Raw genomic sequence first — 22,973 nt, 5'->3', positions numbered from 1 at the left:
GGCGGGCGCACCTCGGCAAACAGGGTCGCCCCCGGCGCCACCTGCCCACCCGGCGCAAAACGCCCGGCGAAGCGGAGCCGGTCGATCGGCACAGCGATCCCGGCAATAGCAACGAAGACGGAGGTCGCTTCCATGACCATCGCGTCTCCACTCCACTGACCGCGCCAGGCCGACAGTAGCCTCGGCCCCCCCGTCTCCGACACCTGCAGAGCCCACGCCGCAAACGTCCGCCACTCCGGCAACGTCTCGACGACAACGAACGGAATCGCAATCGAGTGCAGCGCCGGCCCCAGGAGAGCAGCCAGCGCCGGCGGCTGCGACACCGTCAGCCGCGTGAGGCGGAAACCACGGTGCAACCCGAGCGCGAGCGGATTCTCGACCGACTCGGCCTCCGTCTGCAGTACGGCGTGCCCCTCGAAGAGATCGTCCCCACCGCCCGGAGCCGCAAACCGACCGGAGACGGATAAGGGCAAGGATGCTACGCCCGGCAGAATCGCCCGCGGGACGAGGGCCAACGACAGCCGATCGCCAAGCGGGACAACGCGGTATTTTCCGGGTGCCGTCCGCACCTCGAATCCATCCGCGGACGGAACTTCACCGGCGCCCGTTGCCGGCCTTTCCGTCTGCAGAGCCCGCAACGTGACCACCTCCGTTCGCCCCACTGTGATCGGATTCGCATCGGTCTTGACGGTCGTGAGAGGTCGCTCGTGCAGAGACCCGTCCGGTTCGACCACGCGCCACTGGGGCGCAGGCGCTACCGCCGGAACCGCCGGCCTGCGGACGTTACTGGCGCCGTCGCGCAAGTAGTAGTCGTAGGGCACGTAGTGCACTGCACCTGCCGCCGTTCCCACCGCCGCCCCGTAACGACCGAGCGCCGGCCCGCTCTCGATCGCCGGCCGCCCGGCCGTGTTCCCCGGCGCCGCCGGCTCGTACACCCAGCGCGGCCGACCGTCCGGAGCCAACGCGTACAACCCCCCGTCGCCTCCACCCACGTAGACGAGATGACTGCCACGACCCTCCGGGTCGGGTCCGATCGCCGGCGCCGTGCGCAGCCGGTCGGCGAACCAGTATGTCCACCGCGCTGCACCAGACGCGGCGTCGAGAGCCGCCAAGCGCCCGTCAGTCGACGCAACGTAGACCGTGCCGTCGGTGGCAACGGCGGGCGGCGCCAGGACCGGCGCGCCGGCGCGCGTGCTCCAGCGCACCGTCCCGCTGTCGCCGTCCAGGGCGTGCACCTGCCCGTCCGTCGCACCAACGTAAAGCGTCCCGTCGTCGCCAACCGCGGCGGCCGTAGCGAGCGGGGCGCCGAGATCCCGCCGCCAGCGTACCGCGCCGGTCGCGGCCGCCAGCGCGTAGAGGTTCATGTCGAGCGACGGGACGTACGCCGTCCCATCGTGTCCGAAGGCCACCGGCGCCCAGATCGGCAACCCGACACGCCGCGCCCAGGCGACGCGCCCGCGCGCATCGAGACAGTACACGAAGAAGTCGTCGTTGCCCGCACAGACGTCGCCGTCGGGTGAGATCGCAATGCCGCCCTGCCAGTTGTCCCCTACGCCGAGCGTCACCCGGCAGCGGTCGCGATCGCGGCGAGCATCGAATGCCCAGCGCGTCGCACCATCCACCGACACTGCCGCCAGATGTGCTCCGGCGGCAACATATATCTCCCTGTCGGGCCCCAATGCCGCGGCAGCGGAGATCGGTTCGCCGAGCGCGACGCGCCACGGTTCTCGACCGGCAAACGGGTCGAAGACGTGCAAGGTCCCGGTGGTTGTGCCCACGTAGATGCGCTCCGCGCCATCGATGACCGGGACGGCAACAACCGCCCCGTCGACCGGAAATCGCCAGGGCGAAACCGGTGCGGCCAGGGCCTTCGCCACGCCGTCACGCAACCGTCCGGTGTTACGGGCGTCGCCGCGGGCAACCGGCCACGGGGCGTCCTCCGCCAACGGCGGCTGCACGGGGCTTACCGACGGCGCTGACGGCGGCGCCACGACCGCCGCCCCCACAGGCTGCATCAGTGCGACGAGGATGACTGCCCCGGCAAGTTGCACGGCGCCAGATGTACACGCAAAGCGACCGCGCTCAACCCCGAATCGGCGAGGGCCGGCGGGCAAGTCGATTGACCTGAGCCCGGGCGCTTGCGAGAACACGGCGGACCGCACCCGAAGAGGAGGAGCACGATGAGGAACTCCGCAAGGACGCGCCGCCAACTCCATCACGGCATTGCGCTGGCGGCGGTAGCGCTGGCGGCCGGCATCGTCCTACCCGCCTGTGCGGGGTCACGGCGATCGACGCGTGTGGCCGGCGTGCTGCGGGCCGGGATCGCGCCGATCTACCCGCCGCTCGCCTATGTGAAGGACGGTAAACTCGCCGGCGTCGAAGTCGATCTCGCTGATGGCCTCGATGAAGACCTCGATACCGACATCGAGTTCGTCGAGCTGCAATGGGAAGAACTCATCCCGGCGCTGCAGGCGGGGCGGATCGACCTGATCATGTCGGGCATGTCGATCACGCCGGAGCGGGCGGCGCAAGTGAGCTTCGCGGAACCGTACCTCCAGGTGGGACAGATGGCGGTCATTCGTAAGGCCGACTACCTGCGCCTCTACGAAGAAGGCCGGATGAACGAACCGGGCATTCGCGTCGGCGTGTTGAAGAACACGACCAGCGAGTCGTTCGCGCGGGAGAGTCTGCCGCGCGCCACGGTCGTCGGCTTCGACAGCGTCGACGACGGCATCACGGCGTTACGCGGCAATCTCGTCGATTACTTCGTGATGGACGCTCCCGGAGTCTGGAAGATCACGGGCGGGCTGCTGACGTCGAATCAGGATCTCAGAGGCCTCTACACGCCGCTCACCAAGGAGTACCTCGCCTGGGCAGTACGCCGCGACGACACCGCCCTGCGCGAGCGACTGAACCGCGTCCTCGCCAGGTGGAAGGCCGACGGTGAACTCGAGGAGATCCTGGACAAATGGATCACGGTGCGTAAGCGCAACATCGAGGTGCGGACGCAGGACTGAGACCAGGACGCCGCGCGCGGGCGGCAGTGGTCGCCCGTGCGCGATCGGACGGTGTCGCGGTCTGCGGGGTCCGTGCCCGTCCTCACCGGCGCCCTTGACCGACGGGAGTTGGGGCTACCCGCCGTCGCAAGCCCGGCGTAGCCGCTGCTCGATGTTCCGAGCGACGACTGCCCCCGGGTCTTCGGTCGACACCGGCAGCAGGCTCTGGCGTTCGTCGTCGGCGAACGGGTCGGCGTGTCGATGCTGGTCGCGGTAAACCGCCCACGTGGCATCCGAGGCGTCCCGGTCGTCGCGGATGCGGGCAGCGATACGGCGGCGTACTTCGGCGTCCGTACACCGGCACTCGATGAAGAGGACCGGCACACCATGGCGGCGGGCCAGTTCGCGGGCGCTGTCGCGATCCACCCGCCGCACGAAAGTCGCGTCGACCACGACCCCCAGTCCGGCCGCCAGCGCGCTGGCGGCGGCATCGAAGAGGGCCCGGTACGTCCGCGCACTGAAATCAGGACTGTAGAGATGCGCGGTCTCGGCCCCCGGGGCCGGCCGTGCAGTCGGGTCCATACCGGCGAGTTGTTTGCGGGTACGGTCCGAATTGAGGTGCACCCATCCGGTACGTTCCGACAGAGATGCCGCGATTGTCGATTTACCGGTGCCACTGAGGCCGGCGATCACCACCAGGGCAGGGGTCGGCGCCCAGGTGTACCGGTACGCAAGGGCGAAGTGCAGCTCGGCGCTGGTCCGGGCGGCGCCGCGTTCGTCCTCGCCGACCTCCTTCTGGGTCGCCTTCATACTATCCACCTGCCCGCGGATATACGCCCGGTGGCACATGTAGAACGGCAATAGCTCGTGAACGCCCGGGTCGCCGGCGAGGGTGGCGTAGTGCGCCACAAATCGACGCGCCAGCTCGGGAGCGCCGTGGGCATCGAGGTCCATGGCCAAAAAAGCCACCTCGGAAGCAACGTCGCAGTACCGCAGCCGCGGGTTGAATTCGATGCAGTCGAAGATCACCAGCGCGTCGGCGAAGCAGACGTGTTCCACGTGCAGGTCGCCGTGGCAGTCACGGATTCTTCCCTCGGCCTGACGGCGTCGCAGCACGGCGTCGTGGCGGTGCAGGAAGCGGGCCGCGAAGGTCTGCACGGCGTCATCGTCGGACGCGGCGATGGTCACGTTGCGATAAGCGTTGGTGGCCGTGTAGTTGCCGGTCATTACCGCCCACACGGCCTCCGGGTCTCCGCAGGAGGCGATCTCCGGGCCACTGGCCGCACTGGCGTGAAAAGCGGCCAGTCGTTCCGCGATACGTTCGATCATGGCGGTCGAGACCGAACCCGCGGCCAGCAGGCGGTCCAGGGTCCGCTCCTCGGGGAGACGGCGCATGTGTACGGCGTACTCGAAGGCCTCCGGATCGTCTGCCGCACCGATGGCGCAGCGGCCGCCGCGGCGGACAAGGCCGACGACGCCGAGGTACATATCGGGCGCCAGACGCCGGTTGAGGCGCACCTCTTCGTGGCAGAAGTGACGGCGCAGGGGCAGCGTGGAGAAGTCGAGGAAGGCGAACTTTACCGGCTTCTTGATCTTGTAGACATCGCCGTCGGCGAGGACGACGTACGAGATGTGCGTCTGTTTGAGTGTCAGGGAGGCCGGACGTTGGGGGTACGTGTCGGCGGCAAGCAGCGCGGCGACGGCAGGCGGCAGTTCGGCGGTCACGCTCGCGACTTTGCCGGTGCGACTACCGCGTCCACGTCGAACCCCGCGGCCTCGAGCGCCGTAACGACGTCATCGACCCTGCGGGCCTTGAGCCGCAGGTGCAGCTTGTTGGGGTTCTTGGTGTCGGCGTGCAGCCACTTGAGTTCGCCGCGACCGCGATCGAGGACGATCTGTCTGACCTTCTGCTGCGCCTGGCGACCTTTCGCGTTGGAGAGGGCAATGCGGTAGGTGTAGTCGCCGACGCCGGACAGGTCGATGAAGGCGTCGAGCACGTCGGTGGCGCTGAGAATGCCGACCAGGCGGCCATCGTCGACAACCGGCAGGGCGCCGATGCGGTGCAGCCGGATGAGCCGGGCGGCTTCGTCCACCGATGCCGCCGACCCGACGAACAGCGGCTTCGGCGTCATCACCTCACCGACCAGCTTCGCCGTGGTCGGCGCGCTGCGCAGGTCGCGGTCGGTGAGGATGCCCACCAGCTTCTTCTGCTTCAAGACCGGGAGCTGCCGGACTTTGTGTTTCAACAGGAGAGTCCGCGCCTGTTCGAGCGATTGCTGGGGCTCGATGGTAACCACGCGGGCTGACATGCGGTTGGCGACCAGCATGCGCGTTTCCTTACGTCGATTCGCCGCGGCGGGCAAGATACCGGGCGGGATCGAGTCAGGCGCTTCGTTCGTGCCACCCGACTCGCGCGCCGCCGACGCCACGGCGCCCGCGGGATTGCAATCCCGCGCGACGAATCTGGCCGGCAGGGGCGCACGCCGGCGGATCCGAAGCGGGCCTTGAAACGAACTCGAAACCGGAAAGGGGATTACCATACACTCGCTCCCTGGCCGCTGGCCGGCCTCCACTCCCGGTCCTCGTTGACCTTTACCCGCTCGACTCGTGCGTCGGCGCCGTCCGGGATCGAAAGGCTAAGCGCCACCATCGCACCGCCGGAGGCGCGCAAGGCCGCGGCGCTGGCCACGGCCACTCGAACGCGGCCGGGGTGTTCGGTGTCGATCGCGCGGATCAGTTGGGGCACCGCAGGAACCGTACGAACGCGGACACGCGTGGCCAGTTCGGCGGACTCGAAGCCAACATCGATCGTTACCGCGAACACGGGATTCCCCGTGTCGATGTCGATGAAGAGACGGGGTTCGCCCTGACCGTCGCCGCGTTCCTGCCGGACCGTCACGTGCAGCGGGTCGCCAACGGTGCTGGCGCTCTTCACCTGACCTTCCACCGTGGGTTGCCAGTTGCCGGTGCAGTCGCCGATGACGCCAGCCTGGAAGGATTGGTTGTCCATGTCGTTGTCGAGCGGACGGAACGCGATCCCGCCCGACTGGCACTGCGTGCTGGTGAGGCTGGGTTCAAGGCGCAGTCCGCCGACGTCGGGTATGGGCTCGAAGACCCAGTCGGAACCGCACCGTTCGGCGACCGGGAAGGAATCGATGATACCGATGGCACGGCGCAGGATAGTCGCGGCGTCGAGGGCACTGAGCGTGCCGTTACCCGTGACGTCCCCGAGGGTGCGTTGGAAAGGCTGAAACTCCCGCAACCCGATGGTTGCCTGCAGAACGTAAACGGCATCGAGTGCACTCACGGCATCGCCAGTGTCGCCCTCTTTGTAAGGCTGCACGCTCCAGTTGGCTTCCTCGAGATTATCGATTTCGAACTGCCCGGCGGGATCGGTGTCGGCGGCCAGTGTCTCGGCGCCGACGGCCTGTACATGCGCATCCGGAACGGCCTGCAACGAGCTGAAGTAGCCGACGAAACCACGGACGCGATGGCGCCTTGGCGATACTGGCGTCGGGGTAGACGACGGACTTGCCGTGGCGGCCGCCATCGTCGGGGTCTGGGTGGAAACCCGTGTCGGAGTGAGCGTCGGCGTCTCGGTGCGTGACGCAGTGAGGGTAGGGGTAGACGTCGCGGTAAAGGTCAATGTCGGCTCCGCGGTTTCCGTCGCCGACGCGGTCGCGGTGGCGGTCCACGTGACCGTCGCGGTCGCGGTCAGGGTCGCCGTCTCGGTGAACGTCCGCGTCGGCGTAAGTGTCGGAGTCCGGGTGAACGACGGCGTCGACGTCGGCGTGTGGGTCCTGGTGAAGGACGGAATGGCGGTCGCGGTATCGGTTGGGTCGGGAACCGCGGGGACCGTGGATGTGGCTGTCGGTACGAGCGTGGCGGTTGCGCTTTGCGCCGGAGTGGCGGTCGACGTGGGTTGCGGGCTGCCGGTCGGCGTCGCCGTCGCGTTCACGAGGAGCCTGACCACCCCGGCGTCGAAAGTCCCGCCGCCGTTGCCCGCCTGTACTGGATTGAGCGTTGGCCAGTCGGTCGACGACGTCTCGCCGAGCGCGATAAGGCCGCCGGCGGCATCCAGTGTCGCGGCGCGCGCGTTGTCGATGTTGGAGCCGCCGACATAGGTGGCGTACACGATGGAGGAGAGATCGGCGCTCAACTGCGCCACGAAGAAGTCGGACTTGCCGGCGTTGACCTGCTGTACCGCGTCGGTCGTCACCGGGAAGTTCGCGGAATACGTGGCGCCGGTAACCAGCAGCCTCCCGGCGGCATCGACCGCGACCCCTTCGACGCCCTCGCCGTACCTGCCGCCCAAATAGGTGCTGGCCACGAGGCGGCCATCGGCGCCCCCGAGCCGGGCGACGAAACCGTCGCCGGGGTAGTTGGTGTTCAAGCCGGTGCCGGTGCCCGTGCCACTGCCGCCGTAAACGGTCTGCGCGGCACCGGCGGTGACCGGGAGGTTGGTCGACATCGTCGTTGCGGCGACGTAGACATCGCCCGCGGGGTCCACCGCGAGACCGTGGGTCTCGCTGAACTCCAGCCCGCTCCCGCCGAGGTAAGTACCCCAGAGCAGTTCGCTGCCGTCGGGCGCGATTCGCGCCACGTAAAGGTCGCCGCCGCCGTTGTATGTGCGGTCGTGGGCCCCGGCAGTGGTCGGTAGATCGGTGGACTTCGTGAACATCTGGATAACGAGGCCCTGACTGTCGACGGCAACGCTGGGGGTGTTCCCGTCGTCGGCGTTGCCGCCGAGGTACGTGCACCACTCGACGCGGGTGCCGTCGCCGCTGATCTTCGCGTAGAAACCGTCGATCCCGCTGGAGCGGGTCGTCTGCAGTGCGCCGGCAGTGACGTGCGGGACGGTGAATCCTCCCGACACCGCGGAAGCGGGATAGACGTTCCCCTGGGCATCGACGGCCACGTCACGAATGGCCCCGGAGTCGTTGGTGCCCCAGTAGGTTGCCCAACGCAGCCGGGTTCCATCGGGAGAGAGCCTCGCAATGAACCCGTCCTGGGGACCATACAGCGCGCTTGGACTGGCGTCCCCGGCGAAAGCCGGTTGCACCACTCCTGCTGTAGTCGGAAAGCCATCGCCGGCGCGACCGGCCAGGACAATGTCCCCGTCGGGAGCCAGCTCGATCGCGTAGGCGCGGTCGTAGTTCGGGCCGCCCAGCACTGACGACCACAGCAGTTGGCCGGTAGGGGATAGCTTCACCACGAGTACGTCGACCATTCCATTGAAGGTCGAGTCCACGACGGCGCCGCTGGTTTGCACGCCCGAAGAGCCGGTACCGCCGGCGAGGTAGATGTTGCCGGCCGCGTCGGTTACCGCGTCCCGGAACTGCTCCATTCCCGTACCGCCGAAGTAAGTTGAGAACCCGAGCTGACTGCCGCTCGACGCGGTTGCGGTCGGGATGACGGCGGCGGTGGACGTCGCCGTCCGCGTGGGCGTGAAGGTCAGCGTCGCGCTGGCCGTTGAGGTCGGGGTATGGGTGCGAGTCGACGTCGACGTGGGGGTCGGGGGTGCCGGCGTGGCCGAAGGCGAAGCCACGACCGCCTCGACCTCGATGGCGACGGTATCGCGGGCGGCAACGCCGTCACTATCGTAGACTATCAACGCCAGTTCCACCGTTCCCGTGGCACTCGGGCTGAACTGCGCGGAACTGCTCGTGCGGCCGCTCAGGGCGCCCGGCGGACCCGAGATCTGCTCCCAGAAGTAGTTGATGCCGGGGGCGGCGGCCGAGCCGACGGTGAACGCGGAGCCGAGCGGACCATGCAGGTCCGGACCCGCGTCGGCACGCGGCGGTACGGGATCGATCGGCGCGTAGGCCTTTTCGTTCGAAAGACCGCTTTCGAGCAGGGCGGCATTGCAGGCCGTGACCGCGAAGTATGCGGCACTGCCCGCCGGCACGTCGGTGTGGAGGTAATGAACGATGCCATCGATCGTCGAGTTGGTCAGCGGGCCCACCGCCAGACGCGGTCCGTACACACCGCTGGCGCTTCCGGAGTAGAGGGCGTAGTCGATGACGTCGGGCTCGGGCGGAACGGTCCAGCGCAGGAGTACGTCGTATGCGCGGGCAGGCGACACAGCGGCGAGCAGGACGCACGCGAGACCGATGGCGATCGCTCGGCTAGCCGATTGTGAGGCGTTGCGGTTGCGGGTGGTGCGGCGGGGCATGCGCCGTGACAGAGCAAGGAACCCGCCAAGTTCTCGCGCTAGCCGCGCCTGCCGCGCACACGCCGAGCGCGCCGGGACACGCCGTCACCAAATCGTCGTCGCGAGCGAGATCGCTAAGCGGCGATGCAGCGAAGCCGTTCGTTCACGCGGCGGCGACCAAGCAGCCATTGAAGGGTCCATGCCGGGAGCCGTGGCGGAAGCTCGCGCAGATCGCATGGCGGCGACAAAGTCGCGCGCGACGAATGTAGTTGCCCATGGCGGCCGGCATCGAGTAGTTTGATCGGTGGGGCGTGTCGGCAGGGCGGCGAACGACTGATATGGGAGAAGACATCGATCTGCCCGTGGCATCCGCTTCGGCAGGCCGTCTGGGTGCAGCCGATCGGCCGTTGGTCGGCGGCGCGAGTCGCGCCCGGTCGCGCGTGCGCATAGGGTTGCATACCGCCGTTAGTTCGTTGGCGCTGATCGTCGTAACGGTGCTACTGGCCGGCCGCGGCATCGAAAGCGAAGCCACGGTTTCCGTGCAGGGTGACATGTCGAGGTACTTGATGAACGGCGTGTTCGTGCACGACTTCCTCCGCGATCTGCCGCTCGCCGACCCGCTGGGCTATGCCTACCGCTACTACGTGCGATATCCGGCGCTCTCGCTGGGCCACCATGGACCTCTCTTCGGGGTCCTCGAAGCGCCGTTCTTCGCCGTTTTCGGCGTCTCCGTTTTCTCCGGCCGCTTGTTCGTCATTGCCTGCCTGCTGATCGCCGTGCTGACGTGGTTCGCCCTCTCGGCACGACTGTACGACCGCCGTGTGGCCCTGGCCTCGGCGATGTTGTTCGCCACCACGCCCTACGTCGAGGCCTACGGTCAGATGGTGATGTCGGAAATCCCCGCACTGATGCTGGTAGTCGTCGCGGCGTACTTCCTTGTCCGCTACTGCGAGCGCCCGCGGTGGACCGACGCGCTGCTTTTCGCCGTGGCGTGCATACTCAGCGTCTATGCACGCTACCACGCGGTTTTCATGCTGCCCGTGTTCGCCCTCTACCTCACGGCGCGACTCGGCCTGCGGGGCGTCTTGACGGTGCGGGTACTTCTCGTTGCGTCGATTGTCGCGGCGGGCGTCGCTCCGGCCTGGCCGCTGGTGATGCATTACTCGCGAGCGAACGTCGCCTGGGTGGCCCATGCCGGAGGACACACCCGGCTTGCCTGGGACAATGTGATCTACTACGCACGCCACATCTGGATGTACCAGGTAACCCCGGCAGTGGTGGTGTTGAGCGCGCTCGGGGCGGCGATGGCGCTCTGGAACCGCGATCGGCGGGCGCTGCTGCCGGTCCTCTGGATCGCCGCCTTCTACGTCGAAATCACTTGCACGGGTGTGCACGAAGGACGTTACGCCATCTTCTGGGTACCCGCGTTCTGCCTGCTTGCGGCGAGCTGTGCGGACCTCGTACGGGCGCCACGCCAGCGAACGCTCGCGGCGGCGGCCCTGTGGGGTGTCGTCGGCTACCAGGTCGTAACGACGTATCGGCAGGAGCCGCCTACTTTCGGGGGGTACGAAGAGGCGGCCCGGTTAGTCGTCGAGCGGGGCGGCGCAGACAGTGTCCTCTTCTGCGGTCCGTATGACGCCGGGTACTTCGTCTTCTTCGTGCGCAAGCACGATCAGCGGCAAAGCCTCATTGTCCTGAGGGCCGACAAGGTGCTGGCGACGTCGAGCCTCGGGCGCGTCATCGCCGACGTCGCCCGAACCCCGGACGACATCTACCGTGCTCTGCGCCAGTTCGGCGTGCGTTACGTGGTGCTGGAAGACGTCCAGCAGAAGTCGACCGCGTTGGAAATGTTGCGCCGCGAGTTGCGCACGGGACCCTTCACTTTGCTGCGGCGGATACCGGTGCTGACCAACCGCTCTTACCTGGCGGGCATGAACCTGGCGGTCTACGAATACGTCGAACACACTGCAGCCGACCCGGAAGCGGTGTTGCGCATGCGGGTGCCGCTCATTGGCGAGGAGATTACGGCACGTTTCGGCGACATCCTGCCGCCCGGGCGACCCACACAGCAATGAGGCGCTCTATCCGTCCGTCGCGGGCACAGTGCGAGCGACGAGACGGATTGCCAGTGCGGGACCCCGCTGGCGACGAAGAGCGGTGGCGGCAGCCCCGGCCACGCGAACGCTACCCGGACGCACCTCGTTGACCGCAAGCAGAGTGCGCCCGGCGGCGGCGAGGCGGTACACCCTCGCCACGCGCCAGCGCGAGGCGTCGTACGAGATGTCGGCGAAAAAGGCGTGCGCGGGAGTGTCGGCATCGACATACACCGGCAACAGGGCATCCCGATCGCCCCGTACGCGCAACGGGCCAGTGCGCACCGCAACGCCGTCATCCGGCGCGTCCGCGGCCCCGCCGGAAGCGCCGCTCGGAGCCCGCCAGTTCCCGGTAACGTCGCCGAATAGCAAAGCCGAGAAGTTCTGATCGGTGGAGTCGCCGATCAGAGGCTCGTAGGCGATGCTGCCGTTCTGGCAAGTCGTGGCCGTGATCGCCGGCTGCCAGACGCTCTGATTCGGGCTGGCCGCCGGCGCAGGCTGGAATAACCATTCCGACCCGCAACGATCGGCAACCGGGAGCTGCGGGATTATCCCCACCGCGAGCTGGAGGATGCGGGACGCGTCAAGTGCCGTGACCGAGCCGTTGCCGGTAACATCGCCGGCGAGCATCTGCTGAGCGCTCAGCGCGCGCAAACCTACAGTGGCTTGCAGAACGAACGTCGCGTCGAGGGCGCCGACGCCGTTACCCCGACCGCCGACTCTGGTCGCCGAGAGCACCGTGTCGAGGAGAGGGATGCCGGTAAGCAAGAATTCGCCGGCCGGGCCGCTCGGTGCGGTGACGACACTGGCCGCCGTGGCGACCAGCACGGCGTCCGGCACCGGACCACCGTCGGAGTAATACGTTACCCGGCCACTGATACCGGCAGTCGCCGCCGGCGGGGTGGATGTAGCCGTCTCCGACGGCCCGGTGGTTTCGGTCGGCGCCGGCGTGGGACTGTCGGTTGGCGTCTCGGTCGGTGTCGGGCTGTCGGTCGGCGTGTCGGTCGGTGTGTCGGTCGCGCTCGACGTCGAGGTAACCGTGGCGGTCGGCGTCGGTGTCGTCGTATCGGTTGATGTTGCGGTAGGCGTAGCCGTGGCACTCGACGTCGGGGTGACCGTGGAGGTTCTTGTCGGCGTTCGCGTCCGGGTTGCGGAAGGCGACGCCGATGGCGATGGCGTCGGAGTCGGGGTCGGCGTCGGCGTCGGCGTACAAACCGGAGTGCCTTCGCACTTCTTTGTCACCGTGCAGGCATCGGCGCCAGTGCACGGGTTACCGTCATCGCAAGCTGCGCCGGGATCGGCCGCGTACTCGCAACCGGCCGGCGTGCACACTCCCGGGTCGGCCTCGCAGGGACCCGGAGCGACGCATGCACCCTGGGCATCGCAGGGCTGGATGGTTTCCAGCAAGACCTGCGTCGCCGTCCGATCGCACACCCACGCAACGGGTTGCAGCCCACCTGCCGAGCGCGCGGTCTGCAGTTGGAACCACTCCCCGGCACACCCGTCTCCTGGCTGTGCGACCTGCCTCGCTGTCGCCACCAACATCTGACCCTGCCACAAACGGGCGGTCCGGGTTCCCGCCGTCGATGCCTGGTTGTAGGCAGTGACTCCTCCGTCCGCCTGCGGACTGACGACGCGAATGACCACCGCCCCGGCGGGCAGGTCGGCGTCGGGAACCACCTCCGTTTCCGGCACCCAGACCTCCGTGGGCAGCCGCCTCGCCGCCGGTACGTGGAGATGCAAGAAGGTTCCGGACCGCTCGTAGGCGACAAACCGCTCGCCGAACGCCAGCACCGCACTCGACTGTGACGGTGGATTTCCAGGCACGCCGCGCGCGAGAACCGACGGGTTGCTCTCGACCCTCACCAACGTCGGCGAGATCGCCGTAACGGCGTAAAGGCTGCGCGCCGGGTCCGCGTAGCCGCCGATATCGGGGAGATTGGGGCTGTAACCGGGGCCGAGGAACGGACCGTTTTTGGCTTCGAAATGGAGATGTGGCGTAAAGTTCTGACCACTCGACGCGCAGGCTGGTTCACCCGCGCAGTAGCCCCGCCGCGGCACGCCGTAACCGGAGTTACCCATGATTCCTACCAGCGTGGCGGGAGTAACCGCCTGCCCGAGCGAAAGACCCGAATCGATGGAGTCGAGGTGGCCGTAGACATAGTAGAGGCCGTCGTCACCGAGCACGGTTACCGAGTTGCCCAGCCCCTCGTCCGGACAGCCTCCCCCGGGACATGCGCCGACCGGTGGTGTCGCGCACGGTTCCAGCGGTTGAATGTCGACGACCGTGCCGGTCACTCCGGCAACGACCGCCGTATCGTAGTCACACGGCGCTGTCGCACCCAAAATGTCCATCCCCGTGTGGTAACCGTTCGCGGTTACCATCGCGTAAGTGGCGTATTCGTTAGGCGGCTGCAGCGTGAACCCGGGATTGGCGACGGGCCACTGCGCGGTCTGAGCGGGCAGCGCGTGCGCACCCAAGCATACCGACCAGCCCACCGCCAGGGCGAAGGCATGAAACCCGCGCAGAGCGTACAATTCGAGCCACCGAGAGAGGTTTATCAACGACGCTACCAACGCGACTCCGGTTTCACAAGACACAACCCTGGCGCGAGCCGACACCCCTGCCGGCCCGGCGACGCGCATCCGACCTGCCGCTCATTCTGGAGGCTGGGGCCGCTTGACGGTGCAGGCAAGGTCGACCGCGAAGGCCGGAACGGACAAGCGGATCGGCACGATCGCCTTCAACCGGGACGACAACGCCGGCCGACCGCTGGCGGGATCGATGCAGTCAGCCTGCAACGGAGTCCCCGGTTCGACTCCCAGTGGCGGATCGATCACCAGCACCAGGTCATCGACGGGACGATCGCGATTCCTGACGTGGACGATGTAGGCGGCGCTGATCGACTCCGAGCGGAGGCCATAAGCCCGCACCGCATCGGCCGGCGATACCGCCACCGCGGTCCGGCGCGCGCCGGCGTCGAGACGCTGGCCGAATTCGGCAAGGACGCGCACATAGTTACGTTCCTCGGGACCGAGGTAGATGTTGGACGGGTTGCCGGGACGCACCACCCCCCTATTCATGCCGCGCTTGGACCATGAAGTGTTCCAGAAGATCAGGCCGATTTCCTCGAATAACGCGGTCCACGCCCGAATACGCATCCGTCTCGCGGACAGCGGGTCCCAGTTCATTCCCTGGTTGCCCTGCTCGCCGACGATGACGGGCTTGCCGAAGGCCTTCCACCGGGCCGCCTGGTCGGCCACGCGCAGGTCGGACTCGTGCTCGGACTCCGATTCGTACCAGTGCGGGGAGTTGATATCGATGTCCGGCAGCTCGGGCCGTTGCCAGCTCGTCGCTATGGGATGCCGATACGAGTCCACCTGCCTGACGTGTCTGGCCATCCCGCCGACCCACTCCGTTGCCGCCGTCCGTTCGTTGAGTAATTCCCAGAAATCGACGTACGCCCCCCAGCGGGCAATCGCATAGGACGCGAACCTTTTCTCCTTCTCGACGGTCTTCACGTCGCCGGGATCCAGGAGCGCTTCTTCCCGGAACCCGATCCAGTAGTCGAGGCGCCGGCGCAGTGCCCGCAGGATATGACTGTCGTGAGCCCACTCGCCGTGATATCCAAACAGGCCGAAGAAGACCCGGAAGCCGCGCGCCCGGGCTTGCTCGAGCAGCGTATCGGTGGCGAGGCTCTCGGCCTCGCGGAAGTTGTCGAGGTCGTCGTACAGCACGAACGAGCAGTTCTTCTGCGAGAAGCGCAGAAGGTTGAAACCGGCCGCACCGAACAGCGCGAGGTAGTCATCGGTCGAGACCGAACGGCTGCTCCCGCGGTCGAACTCGCCGTCGACGGGCAGGGTTCCGAGACTGCCGTCACGCAGCCGAACGCAATCCTGCAACCCGAGAGGGAAGTACGGTCGCGGCGTCTCCGCGGCACTCGCCCCGGGAACCACCCAGCGGAACGGATTGTCGGGATTGACACGCAATGGACGCGGCAACGCCGAGGGTTCGCAGACGAATCCATCGGCTCCGCCCATCCGAAAACCGTGCGGACCGGTCACCTCGTACGTAAAGCTCCACTGACCGAGCCGATCCGGTACGAAGCGGACTTTCCAAACCCCACCACCGTAATAGAAACCGGCGACCGAATGAGAGACGGCAGCGGGACTCGTAAAGAACGCCCGGATGGATAGCGCGAAGAAAGGATCCGCGAATTGCCGATGCGGGTTTATCGCGATCTCGAAGACGCCGAATTGAGGCACGGTCGGCGGATGACTGGCGATGCCCGCGGCCTCTTCCACCGTCGCCGAGTCGCCCGTGCAAGCTCCGATCCCGAGCACCATCGCCGGGAGGAGCGCGCGGAAGGTATTGAGCATGCCTGGGCGGAGACGCTTCACCGGGCCACCGCGGCAAGGGCGCCGTCGAAGCCGCCGCCAAGCTGCCCCTGCAGCGCGCCCGCGACCGGCCAGTTCGCCGAACGTGTCTGGCCGCCCACGACCAGAATGCCCTGGGCGGTACCCGCCAGACTGCGGCCGTAGTCGAGGTCGTTCCCGCCAACGAAGGTGCCGTACACAAGGTGCCGCAGATCCGCACTCAGTACGACCACGAACACGTCCGCCTGTCCGCGCAGCTTCGCTTGCGCGGCCTCGGCCGTAATCGGGAAACCGGGCGAGTAGGTCGCACCGCTCAGCGCAATGGTGTCGTCCGGCCGAATCACAACGCCCTCAACCCCTTCGCCGTGCGTGCTGCCAACGTACGTGGCGGCGAGCAGGGAAGCGCCGTCCGCGCTTACGATCGCCACGAAGCCGTCGCCGAGGTAGTTGGTGCCGGCGCCCTTGCCCGCGCCACCCGTTCCGCCGTACGTGGTCTGGAAGACGCCGGCGGTGACAGGGAAGTCGGACGACAGGGTCGTCGCACCGATCACTGCGCGCCCGTCGGGCTTTACCGCAAGCCCGTGCGTTTCGGAATACTCGCCGTCGCTGCCGCCGATGAACGTCCCGTACAGGAGTTGTCGGCCGTCGGCTTGCAGGCGGGCAAGGTGCAGATCGCCCCCGCCATTGTAGGTGCGATCGAACGCACCCGGTGTCGTCGGCATGTCGGCCGAGTTGGTGTAGCCAAGCACGTAGACGGTTCCATCTTGGCCGATCCGCACCGACGGAGTGCCGCCGTCAACACCCGATCCGTCGAGGTACGTCGCCCATTCCACCGCCGTGCCGGTTGCCGACAGCCGCGCGACCAGAGTGCCGCTGCCGCCCACCAGACTCGTCTGGAAAGCGCCCGCCGTGACGTGCGGGTTCGGCCGCGATACGTCGCCCAGTACCGCGACCACGGCGCCGTCGCCATCGACATCCAGGTCACGTATCGTGCCGCGGTCCGGACCCCCGAGGTAAGTTGCCCAACGCAACTGGCGACCGTCGGGGCTGAACGCGGCGACAAAGCCGTCCTGCTGACCGTACAGCGCGTTGGGATTGTCGTCGCCGCCGAAGGTGGCTTGGACCACGCCGGCGGTGGTGGGAAAACCCGGGCCAGCGCGCCCGGCCACCACGACGTCCCCGTTCGGGGCGAGTTCGATGGCGTACGCCCGGTCGTACTTCGGCCCTCCGAGCAGGGACGACCAGATCAACGTGCCGTCGGGCGCGAGCTTGGCGACAAATACATCCATCGACCCGTTGGGAACCGTATCGTAGGCGCCGGCGCTCAGCGGAAACGCCGCCGAGGCCGTACCGCCGGTCACATAGATGTTACCGGCGGCATCGGTAGCGACGTCCCGCACCTGATCCTCCCCGGCCCCGCCGAGATACGTCGATGGATGCGCCCCTGACGGCGATTGCGTGGCCGAGGGGCTGAGCGAGGCCGTGAGTGATGGCGTCGCCGTCCACGCAACCGTCGCGCTACGGGTGGGCGTCGCCGAACGCGAGGCAGTTGGGGTTGGTGTCAAGGGCGACGTTGGCGACCGGGTAGGCGGTGCCGTCGGCGAACCGGTGGGCGAACCGGTCGGCGACGGACTTGGCAGGGGGGTCAGAGACCACGTCGGCGGGACCGTCGGCGATTGGCTTGGAGACGCCGTCGGCGATCGCGATGGCGAGACGGTTGGCGACGCGGTCGGGATCATGGTTGGCGGCACCGTCGGCAGGGCGGACGGGGTCGCGGTTGGAAGCGAGAGCATACTGGGAGTCGGTGACGGAGGCGGTGGCGACGGTGCCGCAATGGCGGCACTCAGGTCGGCGACGGAAATCGCGCTGTCGCCGTTCGTATCCGCCGGCTCGCACGCCGGATCGTCGTAGATCGCTTCTGTCAGCCGCGACAGCGTGGCGGCGAGGTCGCCAGCGTCGCATGGCGGTTGCTCCGGAGGCATGAACCGAGGGCTGACCGCCGGCCGCGGGCTGCCCGAGGCAGTCGGGGCGACGCCAGACAGGGCTAGGAAGAGGGTGAGGGCACAGACCATGTGTGGTTGTCGCGGCGGCGGTAGAAGGTGAAGTACTGGAAGAGGCCGTGATCGGCCAGCCTTACGGTCTCTCGGACGTAGTCCCTGTGAAAGGTCGGATCGCGCCAGATCTGGTGCTCGGCCGCCAGCGTCAGTTTGGCCGGGAAATCGGCATCGACCAGCGGGCGCGGCAAGACGGCAACGTTGCCGAGCAGAATGTAGTCGGGGCGACGCGATAGCACGTAGCGGCCGTCCGCCCGTTCGTGTCCGGCGCGCCCCTGACCCGCGGTGGGCAATGGCGCCCGCGCGATACGTGCGTCGGTCAGACCGAGCATATCGATCAGCGGTAAGTCCATGTAGTACCCGATCGCACCCGCCGGGGTCGCCGCCACCAGAGAGCCGGGAGCGGCGTGCGCGTTCAACCAGCGAGCCGCGGTCGCCAACCGATCGACGAAATAGTTGTCGAACCAGAGGTACCGGGCAGCGCCGGGGTGCGGGAAGCTGAGCTCGGACTGCGGCTCGAACCAACGGTAAGCCGCCGGAAACGCATAGACGGGCATGCTTGCGCGCGCGCCGTAAAGCAGCGCCACGGCAAGCACTGCGGCCGCGCCGAATGTCGCCCGGCGGGCCCGCGACGTGCGCCACCCCACATCCAACCGCCTCCATATCGCCAGAGCGCCCTCTTGCCCCGTCACGGCGGCAAACGGCAGTACGGGAACGAAGAAACGATAGAAGGCGAGGCCATCGCCGCCGACGTAGAACACGTAGGCCAGTTGAGCGGCTATCTGCAGCGCGAACACACGCACCCATAACGGGCGGCACCGCATCAGCCTTAGACCCAGAGAGAGCGCCAGCATCGGTGCGCCGGCGTGAATCAGGAATTGCGCCGCGTAACGCGCGCCCCGCAGATGCTGGGCCAGACCGCCGTCCACCTTGGCATAGAAGGTGTTCGGCAAGAGGTACCCGTAGTACCACCAACGCCACGCCATGTACGGAAGGAAGATCGCAGCAAACGGAAGCGTCCACGCCAACAGCCGCTGCCAGCCTATACGCCTCGCCCGCAACTCGCCCGTCAGGAGATGCAACGATGCCGCGGCAAAGAACACGAAGCCGTCCGGTCGCGTCAGCACCGCGAGAGCGAACAGCACTGACGGCCGGACGAAGCCGCTGTCCGTCGCAACCGCCCGGACGTAAGCCACGGTGGCGGCGAACACCAGGAACGCGAACAGCATCGTCTCGAGTCCGCCGCTGCTCCACGCCACGAAAGGCGATTGCAGGGCAAGGAACGTCGGGGCAATCAAACCCGCGCCGCTCCTGCCACCCCGTATCGACCAGGAGAAACGGGTGACCGCAACGAGTGTCGCGACGCCGAACAGAATTCCGAGGCCCTGCGCAACCGGCAGCAAATCGCTGCCCGGAAGCAGCCATGCCACCCCGCCGAGAATCGAAGTCCACAGGAAGTTCGTGTATCCCTCCACGTAATCGCCGGGGTTGAACACCAACCCCAGCCCCCGGGCGAGGTTCCGGGCGTACCGAAAGGTGATAAACGCGTCGTCCACGACGTAGTCGGTCAGCCAGCAGTGCCAGACGAAACCCAACACGATACCTGCAGCGGCAATCACCGGTACAGTCTTCACCGGCATGTGCCGTGAAAACCACTTCGCGAGTCGGCTTCCGCCCCGGCACGCAGGTGGTGTGGCGATTACGGATGACACGGGGACCGATCGGACGGTAGCACGCCGGACCGGCAAATCCACGCGGAAAGCGCATCCGCGGCGACGACAATACCGGCGGGATTCCAGTGTCCGTCGTCCGGGAAATACACGAGATCGCCGCGCTCGGCGGCGCGGCGTAGAGGCGCGGTCAGATCCAGAAACGGCACACCGGCGGCCGCACTCCAGGTTGCCATTCGAGCCGGCAGATCGTTGGGCCTCCACCGGCCGGCCATCGAACCCGCGGGGAAGGAGCAGTAATCGTAGTACACCCTGAACTTGGTCGGCACGAACGCGAGCAGCAGCGTGATTTCGTGTGCGCTTGTCAGTCGCTGAGCGCTCTCGACCAGCGCCTCCGTCACCCCCAGAGCACCCAATTCGTCGATCGTCAGCGGCTCGCCAGGGTAGGCGAAATAGATCGTTTCCGGCGAACCGTGCCGACCCGAGTCCAACGTGCACGACCGTGTCCGGGCGTCCGGACGGTCATGCACCGGCGCCACGGTGAGCCGATCGGCGAGATGCCGGAGGACGTTGGTTGTGAAGGCGCGCTCTCCGAACCCGTGATAGACGTTCAACGTCCGATCCCAGTCGCGGGTGAGCTCGACGTAGCGGGGAACATCGAGCAGATCGTTACCTTCGAAAAAGAACCAGACGACGAGACGCGGGCCGAGGGCGACGGCGTAACGGCGGATGACGGCGAGGGCTTGCTGCGGGCCGTAGCCGCTGAGCCCGAGATTGGCAACGTCGACGCCCCCGAGCCGCTGCCGGAGTTGTGCCGACAGGCTGTCCGCGTCTCTCACCAGGCCCGTCTCCAGAAACGAGTCGCCGACCAGAACCACCGCCGCCGAATCCAGGTCGCGTTCGTTGCGAAAGCCGCGACTGTCGTAGCGAACATCGAGTGTGTAGCGACGGTCGGTCTTGATACCGAGCCAGTAAACGAGGTCACCGATGGTCTCGCCGGTGATCCGTCCCCCCGGTGGGCGCCGATAGATCAATTCCGCGTCGGGCACATTACGGGGGTCGGCCCAGGGCTTGATCCGCGTGAATCCGAGGTGACGTGAGGGGGGCAGGACGAGCCGGTAGTCGATCAGACCCAGCCACGCCGGCAGCTCGAGCAGTCCGAGCGCAAGGGCCAGTGCGCCGCTGCTGATGAAGCAGTTGAGAAGTGCGGTGCGCAGCGCGCCGCCGGTTAGACAGAAGTAGACGACCCACCCGGCAGCGTATGTGACGCTCACCAGTATGGCGAGGGTTCGCAGGTTGCCGCCCCGGTCTTCGGCAACCCACCAGAGGAAGGCGAGCGAGGTCAGGGCGACAATGAGCGCGCCCGCGCGGGCGACGGTCCGGGACGGCGTGGCGGTCATGCCGGGACGGCGATCGTTCTGCGCGCAAGACGGGGCCGGATCATAGCGCCCTTCCGGAGGTTGGCCGCACTCGCTTCACGGCGGCAACCGCTCGGCGACGCGCAGCTTGGAGCTGGCGGCGCGCGGATTGGCGGCGATTTCGTCGTCCGTGGCGCGTACCGGTTTGCGGGTGAGGATGCGCACCCTGCCGGCCTGGCGCTCGGCGACGAAGAACTGCTTCACCATCCGGTCCTCCAGCGAATGAAACGAAAAGACCGCCAGCTTACCGCCCGGCGCCAGCAGAGACAGAGCCTGCGGTAAGACCTCGGCAACCGCGTCGAGTTCGTCGTTGACCGCGATACGCAAGGCCTGGAAAACCCGCGCCGCCGAGCGCGCGGCACGCCAGCGAACCTTGCCGGGCAGGGCGGCTTTGATGACCTCGAACAGCTCGCCGGTGCGCCGCAACGGAGCGGTTGCACGCCGCTCGACGATACGCCCGGCGACGCGGCCGGCGAAACGCTCCTCGCCATAGACCTTGAAGATCGTGGCCAGTGCCGCGGCGTCTCGCGAGGCGAGCAGTTCCGCGGCCGTCTCGGTCGCGGCATCGGTGGGGTCGAAGCGCATATCGAGAGGCTCGTCGCGCATGAAGGTGAAGCCGCGACCGCTGACGTCGAAGTGAAACGAGCTGACGCCGAGGTCCAGCACGACGGCGTCGACCGCGGTGAAGTGGCGGGCGGCCGCGATCCGGGTGAGCTCGCGGAAGTTGCCGCCGGCGAGCTGAAGACGGCCGCTGTCGACGGCGTCGGCAAGTCGGGTACGCACGGCGGTGAGCAGATCGGGGTCGCGATCGATGCCGAGCACCTGCCCGTGCGGCGCGCTGCAGGCGAGCATCGCGGTGGTGTGGCCGCCGCCGTCGATGGTCGCGTCGATACAACGCGCGCCCGGGAACAGATCGAGCAGGCGGCGCAGCGAATCGACCTGGACGGGAACGTGCCCGCTAGCGGGCGGCGACTCTTCGGTGGGATCGGTCATGCCGGTCGCCGTGGGTGCCGGTTGGTGGGCGTCGATGTGGCGCTGCAACCGATCTGGAAGACCGGAAGGCTTCTACTCCGCTCGGGTCGACATCTGGCCGACTTCGTCGGGGCCGAGCGGACGCCGGTAAACTTTGAAGTCGCTCATGGCGCCGCCGGCACCGGGGCCGTCTCCGGGATAGTTCGAGCCGATGCGGAACTGCGTGCCGGGCAGCACGTTGAACTGACCCGTGTACGGCTTCGAGCCGACTAGCTTGCCGTCGACGTAGAAGTTGGTCATGCCCTCGCCATAGGTGGCGACCACGTTGTGCCACTCCCCCGCCTGCCAGTGGCCGATTTCCGCCCCCGCACCGCTTTCCGAACCGGTGTCGTCGGCGAAGATGAAGCGCAGGTACTGTCCGTTCTTGTCGATCTGAATGCGGTTTTCGAACGTGTGCTGAGTGCGCACGTCGACGAGGGCGGCACTGCTGTCTTCCGATCCGTTCCAGTCGGGCTGGATCCAGAAGGCGATCGAGCCGGCCTCACCGCTGATGTTGCCGGCATTGGGCAGGATCATCTGCGAGTCGGTGCTGAACCTCAAGTTGCCGCCGTCGTAGGTAACGCCCTCGGCAACCACCGGCGAGTCGCCCTTCTCCGCCTCTACCGAACCGTCCTTCAGCGGCAGAGAAACGACGAGGTCATCTTCCTGTTCGGTGCCACTCTCGGCTGCGGTCCCGCCGGTGCCGGTAACGGTTTCCGTGCCGCCGCCGCCCATGCGAACGCCACTCGCCGTGCGTGCGCCCTTGAAGGCAGCGCGGTCGGACCCCGTGGTTCCGAGCTCGACGCCGCCGGGTACGCGGACGCCGCTGCCGGGTCGCAAGCCGGCGCTGTCAGGCGCGACGCCTCTCCCGATACCGCCGATCGTCGCACCGCCACCGCCGCTGTTGTCGTCGGAGTCGTGGTCGCCGCGGGAGCCGCCGCCCGCGATGCTGCGGCCCCGCCGCTCGGTCGCGCCGGACCGGTTGCCGCCTTCCGGACGGCTATCGTCGGGGCCGCCAGCGCGCGCCGACCATCCCGATTGCGCGCCGCCGCGCGCGCCACTCTTATCCACTACCTGATGGGCGATCCGATCGGTCTCGTCGCTCGGCCGCAGCGCGCGTTGCACCGCAAGGCCGACGACCAGCAGGCCCACGACGCCTGCGACGAACACGATCCATGGCTTGTCCACGGCAATCACCTC

Annotated in this window: 14 protein-coding genes; 3 read left to right on the top strand and 11 right to left on the bottom strand. The window is 67.5% G+C overall.

Translation table 11 applies throughout. From position 1 onward, the window contains the following. A partial coding sequence (locus L6Q96_17110; GenBank protein MCK6556278.1) for a PQQ-binding-like beta-propeller repeat protein occupies nt 1–2,051 on the bottom strand: 2,051 nt, incomplete at its 3' end. 129 nt (nt 2,052–2,180) lie between these two features. Between L6Q96_17110 and L6Q96_17105 the strand changes: the two genes are divergently transcribed. Then, complete coding sequence (locus L6Q96_17105) at nt 2,181–3,017, top strand: transporter substrate-binding domain-containing protein (GenBank protein ID MCK6556277.1); 837 nt, start codon at nt 2,181–2,183, stop codon at nt 3,015–3,017. 114 nt (nt 3,018–3,131) lie between these two features. Here the strand turns inward: L6Q96_17105 and L6Q96_17100 are convergent, their stop codons facing one another. The 3 genes from L6Q96_17100 to L6Q96_17090 all read right to left on the bottom strand — a co-directional run bounded on the left by L6Q96_17100 (nt 3,132) and on the right by L6Q96_17090 (nt 9,171). After that, a complete protein-coding gene (locus L6Q96_17100; GenBank protein MCK6556276.1) occupies nt 3,132–4,721 on the bottom strand; it encodes an AAA family ATPase in 1,590 nt (529 codons plus the stop codon). Further along, the gene (locus L6Q96_17095) at nt 4,718–5,323 is read right to left on the bottom strand and encodes a CBS domain-containing protein (GenBank protein MCK6556275.1); all 606 of its coding nucleotides are present in this window, start codon (nt 5,321–5,323) and stop codon (nt 4,718–4,720) included. Before L6Q96_17095 ends, L6Q96_17100 begins: the two co-directional genes overlap by 4 nt. 206 nt (nt 5,324–5,529) lie before the next feature. Then, a complete protein-coding gene (locus L6Q96_17090; protein MCK6556274.1) occupies nt 5,530–9,171 on the bottom strand; it encodes an SBBP repeat-containing protein in 3,642 nt (1,213 codons plus the stop codon). Between the two features lie 317 nt (nt 9,172–9,488). On the opposite strand from L6Q96_17090, the gene L6Q96_17085 reads away from it, so the two are divergent. Continuing rightward, the gene (locus tag L6Q96_17085) at nt 9,489–11,225 is read left to right on the top strand and encodes a glycosyltransferase family 39 protein (protein ID MCK6556273.1); all 1,737 of its coding nucleotides are present in this window, start codon (nt 9,489–9,491) and stop codon (nt 11,223–11,225) included. A 6-nt stretch (nt 11,226–11,231) separates the two neighbouring features. On the opposite strand, the gene L6Q96_17080 is transcribed toward L6Q96_17085, so the two are convergent. The 3 genes from L6Q96_17080 to L6Q96_17070 all read right to left on the bottom strand — a co-directional run bounded on the left by L6Q96_17080 (nt 11,232) and on the right by L6Q96_17070 (nt 17,020). Continuing rightward, nucleotides 11,232–13,820, bottom strand: a complete 2,589-nt coding sequence (locus tag L6Q96_17080; GenBank protein ID MCK6556272.1) for a peptidoglycan DD-metalloendopeptidase family protein — start codon at nt 13,818–13,820, stop codon at nt 11,232–11,234. Between the two features lie 81 nt (nt 13,821–13,901). Beyond that, nucleotides 13,902–15,644 (bottom strand): DUF5060 domain-containing protein, encoded by a 1,743-nt coding sequence (locus L6Q96_17075; protein MCK6556271.1) that lies wholly within the window; start codon nt 15,642–15,644, stop codon nt 13,902–13,904. After that, nucleotides 15,641–17,020, bottom strand: coding sequence for a hypothetical protein (locus L6Q96_17070; protein ID MCK6556270.1), 1,380 nt, complete (start codon nt 17,018–17,020; stop codon nt 15,641–15,643). Before L6Q96_17070 ends, L6Q96_17075 begins: the two co-directional genes overlap by 4 nt. A gap of 58 nt (nt 17,021–17,078) precedes the next feature. On the opposite strand from L6Q96_17070, the gene L6Q96_17065 reads away from it, so the two are divergent. Continuing rightward, entirely contained in the window at nt 17,079–17,531 is a 453-nt protein-coding gene (locus tag L6Q96_17065) for a hypothetical protein (GenBank protein MCK6556269.1), read from the top strand. A gap of 133 nt (nt 17,532–17,664) precedes the next feature. Here the strand turns inward: L6Q96_17065 and L6Q96_17060 are convergent, their stop codons facing one another. From L6Q96_17060 to L6Q96_17045, 4 genes are all read right to left on the bottom strand, one after another. Beyond that, nucleotides 17,665–19,314, bottom strand: coding sequence for a hypothetical protein (locus L6Q96_17060; protein ID MCK6556268.1), 1,650 nt, complete (start codon nt 19,312–19,314; stop codon nt 17,665–17,667). A 59-nt stretch (nt 19,315–19,373) separates the two neighbouring features. Further along, entirely contained in the window at nt 19,374–20,744 is a 1,371-nt protein-coding gene (locus tag L6Q96_17055; GenBank protein ID MCK6556267.1) for a hypothetical protein, read from the bottom strand. Nucleotides 20,745–20,819: 75 nt separating this feature from the next. Beyond that, nucleotides 20,820–21,755, bottom strand: a complete 936-nt coding sequence (gene rsmH, locus L6Q96_17050; GenBank protein ID MCK6556266.1) for a 16S rRNA (cytosine(1402)-N(4))-methyltransferase RsmH — start codon at nt 21,753–21,755, stop codon at nt 20,820–20,822. A 72-nt stretch (nt 21,756–21,827) separates the two neighbouring features. Continuing rightward, nucleotides 21,828–22,961, bottom strand: a complete 1,134-nt coding sequence (locus tag L6Q96_17045; GenBank protein ID MCK6556265.1) for a LamG domain-containing protein — start codon at nt 22,959–22,961, stop codon at nt 21,828–21,830. Between the last annotated feature and the right edge of the window lie 12 nt (nt 22,962–22,973).

Source organism: Candidatus Binatia bacterium (assembly GCA_023150935.1).
Lineage (GTDB): Bacteria > Desulfobacterota > Binatia > HRBIN30 > HRBIN30 > JAKLJW01.
The sequence above is the reverse complement of the archived record's forward strand: the minus strand, read 5'-3'. Positions and strand labels throughout refer to the sequence as shown.

Coding starts and splice junctions, on each gene's coding strand:
- L6Q96_17060 (MCK6556268.1), bottom strand. CDS start 19,314: ATGCCGGTGAAGACTGTACCGGTGATTGCCGCTGCAGGTATCGTGTTG.
- L6Q96_17090 (MCK6556274.1), bottom strand. CDS start 9,171: ATGCCCCGCCGCACCACCCGCAACCGCAACGCCTCACAATCGGCTAGC.
- L6Q96_17105 (MCK6556277.1), top strand. CDS start 2,181: ATGAGGAACTCCGCAAGGACGCGCCGCCAACTCCATCACGGCATTGCG.
- L6Q96_17055 (MCK6556267.1), bottom strand. CDS start 20,744: ATGACCGCCACGCCGTCCCGGACCGTCGCCCGCGCGGGCGCGCTCATT.
- L6Q96_17095 (MCK6556275.1), bottom strand. CDS start 5,323: ATGCTGGTCGCCAACCGCATGTCAGCCCGCGTGGTTACCATCGAGCCC.
- rsmH (MCK6556266.1), bottom strand. CDS start 21,755: ATGACCGATCCCACCGAAGAGTCGCCGCCCGCTAGCGGGCACGTTCCC.
- L6Q96_17085 (MCK6556273.1), top strand. CDS start 9,489: ATGGGAGAAGACATCGATCTGCCCGTGGCATCCGCTTCGGCAGGCCGT.